At 72.6% G+C, this 14,096-nt stretch carries 9 protein-coding genes; 1 reads left to right on the top strand and 8 read right to left on the bottom strand.

Annotation, left to right across the window (positions count from 1 at the left end; genetic code table 11):
* Positions 1–118 precede the first annotated feature (118 nt).
* The 8 genes from OG494_RS02025 to OG494_RS01990 all read right to left on the bottom strand — a co-directional run bounded on the left by OG494_RS02025 (position 119) and on the right by OG494_RS01990 (position 12,228).
* A complete protein-coding gene (locus OG494_RS02025) occupies positions 119–5,050 on the bottom strand; it encodes an RHS repeat-associated core domain-containing protein (RefSeq protein ID WP_442874375.1) in 4,932 nt (1,643 codons plus the stop codon).
* Positions 5,051–5,269: 219 nt separating this feature from the next.
* Positions 5,270–5,701 carry a S26 family signal peptidase gene (locus tag OG494_RS02020; protein ID WP_328451343.1) on the bottom strand — a complete coding sequence of 144 codons (432 nt, stop codon included), beginning with the start codon at positions 5,699–5,701 and terminating at the stop codon, positions 5,270–5,272.
* Positions 5,698–7,521 carry an ABC transporter ATP-binding protein gene (locus OG494_RS02015; protein WP_328451341.1) on the bottom strand — a complete coding sequence of 608 codons (1,824 nt, stop codon included), beginning with the start codon at positions 7,519–7,521 and terminating at the stop codon, positions 5,698–5,700. The genes OG494_RS02020 and OG494_RS02015 overlap by 4 nt, the downstream gene beginning before the upstream one ends.
* A gap of 2 nt (positions 7,522–7,523) precedes the next feature.
* The gene (locus tag OG494_RS02010) at positions 7,524–8,027 is read right to left on the bottom strand and encodes a TlpA disulfide reductase family protein (protein ID WP_328451339.1); all 504 of its coding nucleotides are present in this window, start codon (positions 8,025–8,027) and stop codon (positions 7,524–7,526) included.
* On the bottom strand, positions 8,027–8,533 hold the full coding sequence (locus tag OG494_RS02005; RefSeq protein ID WP_328451337.1) for a MauE/DoxX family redox-associated membrane protein: 507 nt from the start codon (positions 8,531–8,533) through the stop codon (positions 8,027–8,029). Before OG494_RS02005 ends, OG494_RS02010 begins: the two co-directional genes overlap by 1 nt.
* A 65-nt stretch (positions 8,534–8,598) precedes the next feature.
* On the bottom strand, positions 8,599–8,766 hold the full coding sequence (locus OG494_RS02000) for a hypothetical protein (protein ID WP_328451335.1): 168 nt from the start codon (positions 8,764–8,766) through the stop codon (positions 8,599–8,601).
* A gap of 376 nt (positions 8,767–9,142) precedes the next feature.
* Positions 9,143–11,572 (bottom strand): tetratricopeptide repeat protein, encoded by a 2,430-nt coding sequence (locus OG494_RS01995; protein WP_328451333.1) that lies wholly within the window; start codon positions 11,570–11,572, stop codon positions 9,143–9,145.
* Positions 11,573–11,784: 212 nt separating this feature from the next.
* Complete coding sequence (locus tag OG494_RS01990; protein WP_328451331.1) at positions 11,785–12,228, bottom strand: peptidase inhibitor family I36 protein; 444 nt, start codon at positions 12,226–12,228, stop codon at positions 11,785–11,787.
* 360 nt (positions 12,229–12,588) lie between these two features.
* Here OG494_RS01990 and OG494_RS01985 point away from each other — a divergent pair, with 360 nt between their 5' ends.
* The gene (locus tag OG494_RS01985) at positions 12,589–13,965 is read left to right on the top strand and encodes an endo-1,4-beta-xylanase (RefSeq protein WP_328451329.1); all 1,377 of its coding nucleotides are present in this window, start codon (positions 12,589–12,591) and stop codon (positions 13,963–13,965) included.
* Positions 13,966–14,096: the final 131 nt, after the last annotated feature.

The raw sequence follows: 14,096 nt of genomic DNA, 5'->3' as shown, positions 1-14,096 counted from the left end.
CACGCGACGCCGCACCATCCCTGGGCAGGGTCCGTGAAGGCCTCCTTGAGAGACTCTACGTCCCTCAAGGAGGCCTTCACGGACTTTCGAGCGGGGCACCCCCGCGGCCGGCGGATCGTCAGTCGAACCGCGGCCGCTTCCCCGGCGGGTCGACCGGGGACCCCGGGGGTGTGTGGACCAGCGGGAGGCCCGTCGGGGGGCGTTCGGACGTCGGCGCGTGCGGGATCGGCGTGCCGCCGGGCGAGATGGGGTTCGAGTTCGGCGGCACCCCGTTCGGCGCGTGGGGGTAGGACGGCCACGGGCCGCCGGTGTGGCCCGGGGCGGCCGGGTTGGTGTAGCCCGGGTGCGAACCGCGGTCGGGACGCGGCGGGATGTACTTGTCCTCGTGCGCGCCGGTGCCCGACGAGCTCTTCGAGTACTCGACCTGACCGTAGCTGCTGCCCTGCCGGTTGTAGTGCTTGTTGTCCGCGATGGGCAGCTTGTGACCCGTCTCGTTGAAGTACGTGCCCGCCGCCTTGTTGTGCCCCATGATCGCGTTCTTCTTGGGGACGACGAGGTCCGGCGTGCCGTCCTGGTGGTAGGTCTGGAACTGGCCGTGCTTCTGCATCCACTTGTTCTCGGCGTCGGTCTTGAGGCCGGGAGGCATCTGGTGCTTGTTGACCAGGGCGTTGTCGAACATCGGCTTGATGTTCTGGTGCGTCCAGCTGGGGTTGTCCATCCCCGCCGCGGGCCGGTTCTTCTTGTTCTTGTTCGGCCCCGCCGGCGCCGATTCCTTGTACCAGTTGCCGCCCGGGGACTGGCTGTACTTCCCGCCGCCCGGCGACTGCTTCATCGGGCTGGGCCCGACGTTCGTGTCGATCGTCAGATTGGGCTTGCCGCAGGACTTCGGGGTGAGGCCCAGCGGGTCGATCTGCCCGAACGGGTTGTCCACGTAGGCGTAGGGGTTCGGGCCCGGCTCCAGGCCGAGCGGGTCGGGGCTGAGGTAGCGCGCGGTCACCGGGTCGTAGTAGCGCTGGGCGTTGTAGTGCAACCCGGTCTCGGCGTCGAAGTACTGCCCGGGGAACCGCAGCGGGGTCGCCGCCGGCGTACCCGCCCCGGTGGGGGCGCCGTACACGCTCGGGCGGGCGCACCAGGTGATCCGGCCGTGGTCGTCGACGAGCTCCGCGGGACTGCCCGTCAGGTCGGCGACGATGGCGTCGAACCGGGTGTCCACCCAGGCCTGCCCCGGCCGGGCCGTCCGCCCGCGCTGCGCGAGCGGACGGAAGTCGCCGGGCTCGTAGTCCCACACCGTCGCCTGCACACCCTCGGGCGTGTGCCGGGCCTCCTCGACGAGCAGCTGCCCGTCCCAGGTGAACTCGACGCGTTCGAGCACGGTCCGGCCGTCCGCGGCCAGGTGCTCCTTGGCGACGCGACGGCCCAGCGCGTCGTAGGTGTAGCGCCAGCTGCTGCCGTCGGGGACGCCGGCCGCGACGAGCCGGTCGTCGCCGTCCCAGGTGAACCGCCAGGTCAGTTTCGCGCCGCCAGGCATCGTGCGTTCCCGCAGCACGACCCGGCCTCGCCGGTCGTGCCCGTAGCGCGTCCCGCCGGCGGCCGTGACGAGCGGGCCGACGAACGTCCGCCGGCCCACGAGGTCCGTCTCGGCCGTGGGCCACGACGCGTCGGTGATGTTCCCGGCCTCGTCGTAGCGGTAGGACTCGGACCCGCGCGGCGACCGCACCTCGGTGATCCGGCCGAGCGGGTCGAGACCGAACTCGCGCGGGCCGCCGGCCTGGTCGTGCAGCGCGACCAGCTCGCCGTCGGCCCGGTAGCCGTAGGAGCGCTGCTGGTGGACGGTGCCGGCCTGGTCCGTGATCGCCTGGGTCGCCAGCTGCGAGTTCGGGGTCCAGGTCTGCAGCAGCGTGGCGCCGGTGCCGAGGGAGCGGCGGACCTCCCGGCCCGCGGCGTCGTGGGCGAAGCGCAGGTCCCGGCCCGCGAGCCGGGCGGCGACCGGCAGCCCGGCGGCGTCGTACTCCCACGCGCTCTCCGCGCCGGACGGGGTCAGCCGGCGAACCCGGCGGCCCTCGGCGTCGTAGGCGGAGCGCACCGTGCGGCCGTTGACCGTCTCGGCGAGGACGCGGCCCACCGCGTCCCGCTCGTAGCTGACCCGCGTGGTGCCGTCGTCGGCCGACAGCAGCTGCCCGGTGGCGCTGACCTCGAACTTCGTGACGCGGTCGCCGTCGAGCTGCTCGACGAGGTGCCCGGCCAGGTCGTAGCGGAACGTCGTGCGCCGGCCGTCCGGGCGGACGCGGTCGACGAGCTGGCCCGCCGCGTCGTACCCGTAGGTCGTCACCCCGCCGGTGAAGTCGGTCTCCCGCACCAGGTTCCCGGCCGTGTCCCGCTCGTAGCGCCACACCCGGCCCTGCTCGTTGGTCGCCGTGTCGACCCGCAGCTCGGCGTCGTAGGTGACCGAGATCCGGTTGCCGTCGGGAAGGATCCGCGCCGTCTGCAGGTCGAACCCGCCGTATTCGTAGCGGGTGACCCCGCCGGCCGCGCTGATGTGCACCCGGTTGTTGCCCTCGCCGTCCAGCACCCACTGGTCCTGGCTCCCGTCGGGATCCTGGTGCCAGGCCAGGTTCCCGTCCACGGTGTAGGCGAAGCGCTCCACCCCGCCGGCGGGGTCGACGATCGTGGTGACGCGCCCGAACTCGTCCCGTTCGTAGCGGGTGACGCCGCCCCGGGCGTCGGTCACCACGACCGGCAGCCCGGCCGGGTCGTTGACCACGGTGACCGTGGCCCCGGTCGCGTCGGTCATCGCCACGGCGGCACCCTGGTCGTCGAAGCGGTACCGGGTGGTCCCGCCGTCCGGCGCCACGACCGTGGTGAGGTTGCCCCGCTCGTCGAAGGCGTAGCGCGTCACGACGCCGGGCGCGTCGTGCACCGCCACCGCCCGTCCGGCCGAGTCGCGTTCGAAGGCGCGCTCGGTCCCGTCCGGGCGGATCTCGGCGAGGAGGTTGCCGAGCTCGTCGTGGTGGTAGCGGGTGGTGCGGCCCAGCGGATCGGTTCTGCTCAGCAGGTTGTTGCGCGCGTCCCACTCCGAGAGCGTCGCCCGCCCGAGCGGGTCGATCTCGCGGATGACCTGCCCGGCTTCGTTGAAGTGGAACTCGGAGGTGTGGCCGAGCGCGTCGGTGGAGCGGGTGACGCGGTTGTCCGGGTCGTACTCGAGCACGCAGTCGAGGAAGCCGCCGGAGCCTTCGGTGCGCACCACGCGGCCGGCGTCGTCGTAGTGGTAGCGGAACCATTCGTCGTTGCGGTCGGTCCAGCCCGTGATGCGGCCCGCGCCGTCGTAGGTGTAGCGCATCGGCTGCCCCGAGGCGTTGGTGACCGAGACCAGGTTCCGGCCGTCGTAGCCGTACCGGACCAGCTCGACCTCGCCGTCGCCGGAGACCGCGAACAGCGCGGTGACGAGCCCTTCGCGGGTCTCGAAGCGGACGCGGTGCCCGGCGGTGTGCCGGATCTCCAGCGGGCTGCCGTCCTCGGCGCGCACGACCTCGAAGGCGTTGTCGTTGCGGTCGGTCACCGACGTCAGCAGCGCCGCACCGGCACCCGGCGCGAAGTAGAGCAGGCGGCCCTGGCCCTGGTCGTCGATCAGGAACCCGCCGTCCGGGGCGCGTTTGAGCGGACGGCGGGGCCCGCCTTCGGCGACCACCCAGTCGTCCGGGCCCGGCAGCGGGTAACGCAGCAGGGTGCCGTCCTCGGCGGCGAAGCTGACGCCGTCTCCGTCGGCCTCGACCCGTTGGTCCACAGTGGACACCCAGCCGTCGCCGAGGAAGATCCCGGCGCGGTAGCCGGAGAAGTGCGTCCGCCGGAACTCCAGGGGCAGCACGCCGAAGAGGGTGGCGTCCACTTCCTCCATCACCATCTGCCCGGTCGAGACGGCGACCGGGTCGGTCACGCAGACCTCGTTGCCGATCGGGCGGTTGTTCTCCCCCTGGCCGCGGATCCCCTGCGGCGAGGTGCCGTCCGGGTTGCCCCGGGAACCGTTGCCGCCCGGGTGGTTCTGCCCGCCACCGCCCGGGGGGTTGTCGTGGGTGCCGGCCGGGCCGGTGTTCTCGCCACCACCCGAACCACCGCCCGAACCGCCGCCCTTGCCCTTGTCCCCCGCGGTACCGGTGGAGTCGCCGCCGTGGCCACCGGAGCTGCCGCCGCCGCTGTGGTCACCGGCGGTGTTCGTCGAATCACCGCCCTTGCCGTGCGGGGTGGGGTCGGGGGACGACTTGGCGGTGATGTCCTTGGGCTTGCCGGCCGGCTTGACCTTGCCGGGCTTGATGTTCTTCAACGCCTTGGCGGCGTCTTCGAACAGCGTCCCGGCCTTCTTCAGCAGCGGGACCAGCGCCTTGAGGGCCTTGACCAGCTTGGTGGTGACACTGGCGATCTTCGACGCCGTCTTGGCGACCGCGGCCACGACCTGCGGGACGACCCACGTCAGGCCGATGCCGAGGGTGAACACGACCTGCAGCGCCCACGAGATCAGGTGGCCGACCAGCTCGGCGATGATGTCGCGCACGAGCGTGCGCACCGCGGCCACGACCTCGCCCGCGGTCTTGACGCCGCTGGCCGCGCCTTCGCAACCCTTCTGCGCGCTGGCGATCAGCGTCGAGGTGTCCTGCGCGCGCGTGCGGTAGGCGTCGGCCGCCGGGCCCGCCCAGCCGCCGAGGTCCTTCTTGACCAGGTCCACCAGCTCGGTGGACACGCCTTCGAGCTCCTTGGCGACGTTCGTCCACGTCTGCGACTGCGCGGTGATCTCGTCCGCGTTGCCGGTGAGGGCGTTGAGGGCTTCCTTGAGCGGCCCGACGTGCTCGATCAGCCAGCCGACCCCGGCGGCGAAGATCGCGCCGAACGGGTCCATGGCGGCGGTCAGGGCGTCCAGCGCGGTGCCCACGGCCCCCATCGCGACCGAAGCCCAGTCGCCGCTCTCGATCGCCGTCTTCAGGCCGGTGGCGTCTTCGAGCAACGGCACCCCGGACACCGCTGTCGTCGAATCCTTCACCGGCGCAACCAACGGATTACTCACCGCGCAGGCCCCCCTCCGCAGAGTTCCACAATCGTCTCGAAGCTCTCGACCCTAGCGAACCGGGGGACCCACCCGCGGGAACCCTGCCCGAACGATCAGCCGGGACTGACCGGAGACGCACCGGACCGGTTTTCCCGCAACCCCAGCCGATTCCGCGCGTCCGCCCATGCCCGGCCGGGAGTTCGACGCATTCGACGGCCACGCCGGCGCGAGGCACCCTCACCCACGGGAGACGTGCCGCACCACCACGCCGACCAGACGCTCCCGCGGCACGAACCCGTAGTGCCGCGAATCCCAGCTGGTCGGCCGGTTGTCGCCCAGGACGACGGCGCTGCCGGCGGGTACCACCGCACCGGCGAGGCCGTGGACGTCCGGGTCGGCCCAGCCGGCCGGGACGCGGTCGCCTGCCAGCGCCACCACGCGTTTGAGCAGCAGCTGCTGCTCCGCCGGCGCCCCGCTCGGCAACCGCGGGTAGCGCAGCAGGGCCACCTGACCCCGTCGCGGACGGCGGGTCCGGCGCACCAGGACCCGGTCGCCCGAAAGCAGTTCCGGCGCCATGCTCGCACCGTCCACTGTGGTCAGGATCAGCAGCCGCCGGGCGGCGACGACGCAGCCGGCCGCCAGCAGCGCCGCGAAAACCGGCGCTTTCACGGCACGGCCTGGTAGCCGTCGGCCTGCAGGCGGAACAGGCGCGCGTAACCCCCGCCGTCGGCGAGCAGGCTTTCGTGCGTGCCCAGTTCGCCCACCCGGCCGTCTTCGAGCACGGCGATGCGGTCGGCGTCGCGCACCGCGCTCAGCCGGTGCGAGATGAGCAGGCTGGTGCGGCCTTGCCGGTGCTCGCGGATGCGCGCGTGCACCTCGTGTTCGGCTTCGGGGTCGAGGCCGGAGCTCGGCTCGTCGAGGATCATCAGGTCGCGGCCCTCGCGGACGAGCGAGCGGGCCAGCGCCAGGCGCTGCCACTGCCCGCCGGAGAGCACCACCCCGGTCGACGCGTCCCCGGTGTCGGTGCCGATCTCGAAGATCCGGGTGAGCGGCGTGTCGTAACCGCGTGGCAGCGCGGCGATCCGGTCGTGCGCGCCCGCCCGCGTCGCGGCGTCCACCAGCCGGGCGCGGTCGTCCATCGCGGACAGCTCGCCGAGCCCGATGTTCTCGGCGGCGGTCATGTCGTAGTTCATGTGGTCCTGGAACACGGCGCTGATCCGGTCGCGCAGCGACGCGGGCGGGATGTCGCGCAGGTCCACGCCGTCCCAGAGGATCCGCCCGCGTGTCGGGTCGTACATGCGGCACAACAGCTTCACGAGCGTGCTCTTGCCCGCGCCGTTGAGGCCGACGAGGGCGACCGCCGCGCCGTGCGGGATGGTGAGGTCCACGCCGCGCAGCACCCACGGGTGGTCGTCGCTGTAGCGGAACCAGACGTCGCGCAGCTCGAGTCCCCGCCGCAACGCGGGTGCGGTGTCCCCGGACCCGCTCGGCAGATCGGGTTCGGCGCGGACCACGGCGACGTAGTGCGCGAACGACAGCAGCCGGGCCTGGCCGTCGGCGATCGCCGACGCCAGGGTGCCCAGCGCGGCCTGCACCCCGGCGACGGCGGCCACGAACATGGACACGTCGCCGGCGCTGAGCGACCCGTCGCGCGCCGACGTGATCGCCCACCAGAGGCCCGCACCGGCGACCGCCGCGCTCAGCGCCGTCAGGCCGCCCATGGTCCGCAGCTCCCGTTCGTCCATCCGGCGTTGCGCGTCATTCGCGCTCCGGCGTTCGTCCATCAGCCGGGCGCGCAGGAACGCCCCGATGCCGAAGAGCCGGATCTCGGTCGCGGCGGCGGTGCCGGTGAGCAGCTGGCTGTAGAAGAACTCGCGGCGGGCGAACCGCTCGATCCGCCATTCCACCGCGGCGCGGCGCCGGGCCAGCAGCAGTTCGGCGAGCAGCGCGGGGATCGCGGCGGCCAGCACGACGCCGGTCATCGCCGGGCTCAGCAGGAACAGCGAGCAGAGGAAGCCGACCAGCGACAGGGTGCCGCTGAGGGTGCCGCCGACGCCGTCGACGATCTCCGGCATCCGGCCGCAGCTCTCCTGGGCCAGCCGCAACCGGTCCTGGTAGGCGGGGTTTTCGAAGGTGCGCAACCCGACCTGGCGGCCCAGCGCGGCGAACAGCCCGTCGGTGGCGACGGTGCTCGCCGCGCGGCCGATCTGCGCGCGGACGTAGTGGACCACCACGGGCAGCGCGGCGAGGGCGAGCCCGGCGAGCGCCAGCGCCGCGGCGAGGCCGCCGACCGCGCCGGTGCGCGAGACCAGCCGGTCGAGGACGAGCTTGGTCAGCCAGGCGGTGGCGATCGGCGCGATGGCCGCGGCCGCGGTCATCACCAGGAGGCCGGCCAGCCGCGCCGGGCCGGACCGCCACAGCAGCGCGGCGGCCGCCGTGGCCGCGGCCCGCAGCTGGTCCGCGCCGATCCGCCGGTCCGGCTCGCGCACCGTCACCGCCCGGCGGGCACGGTCAGCTCGTGCACCCGGCCCGCGGTCGCGACCACCCGCCCGTCGGCCACGACGTACAGCGCGGGGGTCCAGGTGTTGCGGAACGCGGCGGCCACCGGCCCGCCGTCGAGCTCCGCCGGCACCACCCGCGCGACGGCGGCGAGCGCGCGCACGGTGTCCGCGTCACCGCCGCCGACGACCGCCAGGACGCGGTCGCGGCCCTGTTCGCGGGCGTAGGCGAGGAAGTCCGGCAGGGTGTCGTGGCAGGCGGGGCAGTCGGCGGAGAAGAACGCGACCGTGCCGTCCAGCGTCGCGGCCGTGACCGGCTCGCCCTCGGTCGTGGTGGCGGCGAACTCGCCGACGGCCGAACCGGGGCCCAGCGCGAAGAGCGCCCCGGACCCCATCGTGGCCTGCGCTCGCATCCGGCGCAGGATCCCGGCGGTCAGGAGCAGGTTCACCAGGCACAACAGGCCGAGCAGAACCAGGGCGGCGACGACGAAGGGCATCAGGAACTCCTTGCGAACACGACGGCGATGTCGTCCATCGCGATGACGAGTACGGCCACCGCCCCACCGGCCGCGACCGCGAGGGCGGCCCCGGCGACGGGCGGCAGGTGCGCCGGCGCGAGCGCGCCGGCGACGGCGAGGCAGAGCAGCACGGCGTTGCGGGCCAGGTGACGCGGGCCCACCGGGGTGTCACCCGCGCCGAAACAGCGGCACGGCGCGGGCCGCCCGCGTCGCAGCGCGGTGCCGATGGCGGCGGCGAAAGCCAGTAGCAGCAGCGAAGCGAGGAGAAAGCCCGCCGTGCCGGTGGCCGGCACGACCACGAGCACTGCGACGCCCCCTTCGGCGGCCACGACGGCCACCGACACCGGCAGGACCGCGTTCGCGGGCATCGGCACCAGCGCGGGCACCGACCGCGCGAACCCGCGGAAGTCCCGGAACTTCGACAGCGAAGAGGCGGCGAACACGACGGCGATCAGCGTCGCGCAGGCCGCGCGGAGGTACTCCACGGCACTCCTTCCCCGCCGGGCGGTGCCCGCTTCCGCGGACACCGCCCGGGACGTCCCTGCCTGGGTCAGCAGGAGCTGCGGATCTTGGACCATTCGCAGCCGGTCTGCGGACAGCAGAACCGGTACCAGTACCCGGGGTGGCCCGCGCTGTTGCAGAAGTAGCCGCCCGCGCAGGCGGAAGCCTGGGCGGTGGGCACGATCCGGTCGAGCACGCGGTCAACGAGGCGCCGCATGGTGTCTCCCTTCGACGGTGGGTGTCCGGCTCGGTGCGAAGCCGCTTTCGTGGTCCCGCACCGGCCGCGAGCATCGCGGTCCCCGCCGCCCCCGGCAGCAATCCCGGACGAACCCGGACGCCCTCCGCCCGGCACGGGTCACCACCGACACCCGGTCACCCCGACCGGCCCACACCACTGGCCCGTACCCCGGCGGACGACACGCGTACCCGGGTGGACGACACGCGTACCCCGGCGGACGACACGACACGCGGCCGAGGTCGGCCGCGTGTCGTCCAACCAGGTACGCGTGTCGTCCAGCCAGGTACGCGTGTCGTCCAGCCAGGTACGCGTGTCGTCCAGCCAGGTACGTGTGTCGTGGCGAATACTTGCGGCTTCAGCTGCCGGCCGGCACCGAGTGGCCGGCCTCCTCGATGATCTCCTCCGGGTCCGGCAGGCCCAGCTCGCGGTGGTGGTCGCGGGCCGTGAGCCAGTGGTGGCGGGCGCGTTCCGGGTCGCCCGACGCCGTCAGGGACCGGGCGAGGCCGAGGTGCGCGCGGGCGACCTGGTGCGGGATGCCGAGGTCCGCCGCCAACGCGAGCGCGGACTCGTGCGCGGCCCGGGCCCGGCCGAGGCGGCCGAGTTCCAGGGAGACGTCCGCGAGGCACAGCAGCGCTTCCAGGTGCAGGTCCCGGTCGCCGGCCTGCTCGGCGATGCCCGTCGCGCGGCGGAAGAAACCGCAGGCTTCCGCGCGGCGGCCCGTCCGCAGGTGCGTGTCGCCGATGTTGAGCAGGGTGCGGCCCATGTCGCTCAGGTCGCGGGTCTGCTGGTCGATGGCGAGCGCCTTCGTGTGACACTCCAGGGCCTCGGCGTACCGGCCCAGCCGGCCGTAGACGTAGCCGAGGTTGGTGAGCGCGGTGCGTTCGCCCGCCCGGGCGCCGATCTCGCGGGCCAGGGCCAGCGCCCCCTGCAGGAACCCGGCCGAGCGCGCGAAATCGGCGTTCCAGGAGGCGATCGCGCCCAGCGTGCCGAGCGCCCGGCACTCGCCGGAGCGGTCCCCGGCGCCGCGGAAGCAGTCCAGCGCCTGCTCGGCGCACCGCGTCGCCACCTCGTAGCGGCCGACCTGGCTGTGGGTGGCCCCGAGGCTCGCCAGGGCGTGCCCGCGGGCGACCGGGTCCGCCGACTCCGTCGCGCTCGCGTGCAGCGCCAGCGCTTCCCTGATGTAGCCGCCGGTCTGCAGGTACCGGAACAGGATCCGCGAGAGCAGTCCCGCGTGGCCCGTCGCCACCCCGTGGAGGCCGGCGCTGACCAGGTTGGCCCGTTCGGCGTCCAGCCACGCGGCCGCCGGCTCCCGGTCGGTCAGCGGCGGGATCGGCAGACCGGGGTCGGGGACGGGCGGCCGGTGGTCACGCACGCGCGGCGCGTAGTAGTCCATCGCCGTGGCGGCGGCGAACGTGTAGTAGTCGAGCAGCCGCGCCAGCGCGGCCCGCCGGCCGGCCGAGACGTCCTCGTCCTGGGCCCGCGCCATCGCGAACGCGCGGATGAGGTCGTGCAGCTCGAACCGGTCCGCCTCGCGGCGCCGCACCAGGCTCGCGGCGACGAGCCGGTCCGCGGTCCGGGTCGCCTCGTCCAGGCCGGTGCCGGCGAGCGCGGCGATGCCGTGGACGTCCAGGTCCGCGCCCGGGTGCAGGGCGAGCAGCCGCAGGGCCCGCCGTTCCGGCTCGCCGAGGTGGTCGTAGGACAGGCTGATCGACGCGTCCACGGCGTCGTCCAGGCGCAGGTGCGCGCGCCGCTGCTCGAGCCGCTCCAGGTGGTCGGCCAGCAGCCACGACCGGTGGGCGGGCGCGGTCATCCGCAACGCGGCGAGGGTCAGCGTGAGCGGCAGGTGGCCGAGTTCGGCGGTGATCCGCCGCGCCACGCCGGGCTCCTGGTCGACCCGCTCCGCGCCGACGGTGCGCCGCAGGTAGGCCAGCGCCTCGTCCGGGCGCAGCACGTCCAGCCGGACCTGCGCACCGGCCAGCCCGGGCAGGGCAAGGCGGCTGGTGACGAGCACCGGCCCGCCCCGCTCGTCGGGCAGCAGCGGCCGGACCTGGTCCTCGCTGTGCGCGTTGTCGAGCACGACCAGCAGGCGCCGCCCGGCCGAACGCTCCCGGTAGACGCGCTTCTTGCCCGGCAGGTCGGCGGGGACGGCGTGCCCGGGCACGCCGAGCAAGCGCAGGAAGGAGTCGAGCACCGCGGCCGGATCCACCGGCGGCCGGCCGGGGTCGGGGTGGAAGCCGCGCAGGTTCACGAAGAGCGCGTCGTCGAACCGGCCCGCGCGCAGCAGCTCGTGGCCGGCGTGCACGGCCAGCCCGGTCTTGCCGACCCCGGCCATGCCCGCGATCGCCGACGCCTGCCCGCCCGCGGCGTCGCCGAGCGCCGCGCACAGTTTCGCGAGTTCCGCCTGGCGCCCGGTGAAGTGCGGGATCGCCTCGGGCAGGCCGAGCTGGGCCTGCACGAAGGTCGCCGCCTCCGCGCGGCTGCGGATCACCCGCAGCACGTCCTGCCAGTGGGCGAGGTAACCCGGGTCCGGGTGCAGCACCTCGACGACGGCCAGCACGAGATCGGTGTTGGGCCGCGCCCGGCCGGTCTTGAAGCAGTCGGCGACGGTCGTGCGGGCGGTCCGCTCGGCGGGCGGACGCCCAGCGGCCGTCCAGAGCCGGTTCACCCCCTCGGCGATCTGCGCGTACGACGGGCCGCCCGCCCACGTCTTGAGCAGCCGCAACTGGGCGATGAGCTCGGCCAGCGTGCGCGCCTGGCCGGGATCAGGTGGTTCGGTGAACGCCATGCCGCCATTGTTGGCCGCGACGGGCGGCCGCGGTCGTGGTTGCCGGAGATACCGCGTCACCCGCCGGGCCGGGTCGCGGTCGCGCTTCGTCGGACTCGGACGGCCGAGCATCCCCGCACGCCTGGTACTCCGTTGCGACGCGGCCGTGACAGCCGCGCCCCCCGGTCGGCCGGTCCGGGACCGACCGACCGGGTGGCCCGATCAGGACCCGGTCACACGGAATGGCATCCGACGGGGTACGGGGAGAACTGGTGGGACGCGTTGTTGTCGTACGCCACGCTGAGGTCGTGTGCGGAATTCGCGGGAATGGTGTCGTAACTGCCGCAGTAGCCGCTGTTGAAGTAGACGCGAACGGCCTTTCCGGTGAGGTTCCGGACCGAGCGGGCGTTGTTCTTCATGCACTGCCCGTACCCGCTCATCTGCGGGGTCTTGAACTCGTAGCACGACGGCTGCGTCGCGCCGTAGTTGTCGAGCGAGCCGGTGAAGTCCGACAGTGATCCCTGGGAGCCCGCGTAGAAGTAGAAACAGACCTCTCCCGACTCGCACGTGCCCTGGCGAGTCGCCGCGGACGCCGGGGCGGTCGAGTTGGCCACCACCAGCAGCAGCGCCCCCAGCACGGTCAGTGCCCCTCGGATGAAGCGTTTTCCGGTACTCATGTTTTCCCCTCGGACGATCGCAGGCCCGCAGGCCCCTGATGAGTTGTCCCGTTCGACTCGGACCACTCCCCACCCGGCCGCACCGTTGATTCCCGGCGCCTCGGACCACTCGAATGGCCGAGCACCAGCCGCCTGCCCCTTTGCCGAGGGCGATTGGACGAACACCTGTCGCAATCGGGTGAACTCCTGCACCCACCCGCCGTCCCCCGGCGAACCAGTCGAAACTCGACCGAAACTCTTTGCCCCACAACAAACACCCGTGTTCTCCTGCACCCAACGGACGAACATCATCAGCACGCCCAGGTCACCGGCGACTTGGTCCCCGGCTCCCCTGGGCGCACGCCCGGAAGGAGACCACCGATGACAACAACCCCAGCAAACCCACCCCACAAGCGATGGTGGCGCACACCCACCACCCGACTACTCACCGCAGCAGCCACCCTCACCGCCACCGCCGCCGTCCTCATAACCGCACCCGGCGCCGACGCCGCAGCCGGCACCCTCGGCGCCGCCGCCGCCCAAACCGGCCGCTACTTCGGCACCGCCATCGCCGCCGGCAAACTCGGCAACACCGCCTACACCACCCTCGCCGCACGCGAATTCACCATGGTCACGCCCGAAAACGAGATGAAACCCGACGCGACCGAACCCAACCAGAACCAATTCAGCTTCTCCGCCGGCGACCAGATCTACAACTGGGCCACCAGCCACGGCGCCCAAGTCCGCGGCCACACCCTCGCCTGGCACGCCCAGCAACCCGGCTGGATGCAGAACATGGGCGGCAGCACCCTCCGCAACGCCATGATCAACCACATCCAGAAAGTCATGGCCCACTACCAAGGCAAACTCGCCTACTGGGACGTCGTCAACGAAGCCTTCAACGAAGACGGCAGCCGCCGCTCCTCCAACCTGCAAAGCACCGGCAACGACTGGATCGAAGTCGCCTTCAAAACCGCCCGCGCCGCCGACCCCACCACCAAACTCTGCTACAACGACTACAACATCGACAACTGGAACTACGCCAAAACCCAAGGCGTCTACACCATGATCCGCGACTTCAAATCCCGCGGCGTCCCCATCGACTGCGTCGGCCTCCAAGCCCACTTCACCGGCGGCAGCTCCGTCCCCAGCAACCTCCAGACCACCATCTCCAGCTTCGCCGCCCTCGGCGTCGACGTCGCCCTCACCGAAGTCGACGTCACCAACGCATCCACCACCCAATACGCAGCCCTCACCCAAGCCTGCATGAACGTCGCACGCTGCGTCGGCATCACCGTCTGGGGCGTACGCGACAGCGACTCCTGGCGCTCCAGCGAAAACCCGCTCCTCTTCGACGGCAACGGCAACAAAAAATCCGCCTACAACTCCGTGCTGAACGTCCTCAACTCCGGCGGCGGCACAACCACCACACCCACCACCACCCCCACCGGCCCCACCACCCCCACCACCCCGACCACCACACCAGGCAGCGGCACCTGCACCGCCACACTGTCGGCGGGACAGTCCTGGAACGACCGCTACAACCTCAACGTCTCAGTCAGCGGCTCCAGCACCTGGACCGTCACCATGACCGTGCCCAGCCCCGCGAAGATCAGCGCCACCTGGAACATCAACGCCACCTGGCCCAGCAGTCAGGTGCTCATCGCGACACCCAACGGAAACGGCAACAACTGGGGCGTCACCATCCAGCACAACGGAAACTGGAACTGGCCCACCGTCAGCTGCAGCACCTCCTGAGACCTGACACGGCAAGCCGGCACCAGCTCGTCCACGAAGGAACAGGGGGCGAGCTGGTGCCGAAACCCCGTATGACATCGCGGAAACAGCTCCGCCGGACTACGCTCGGACGTGGAATCTCGGGGAAACTT

Source organism: Amycolatopsis sp. NBC_00438 (genome assembly GCF_036026695.1).
In the GTDB taxonomy this organism is placed as follows: Bacteria; Actinomycetota; Actinomycetes; order Mycobacteriales; family Pseudonocardiaceae; genus Amycolatopsis.
This window is presented reverse-complemented; position numbering and strand designations above follow the sequence as displayed.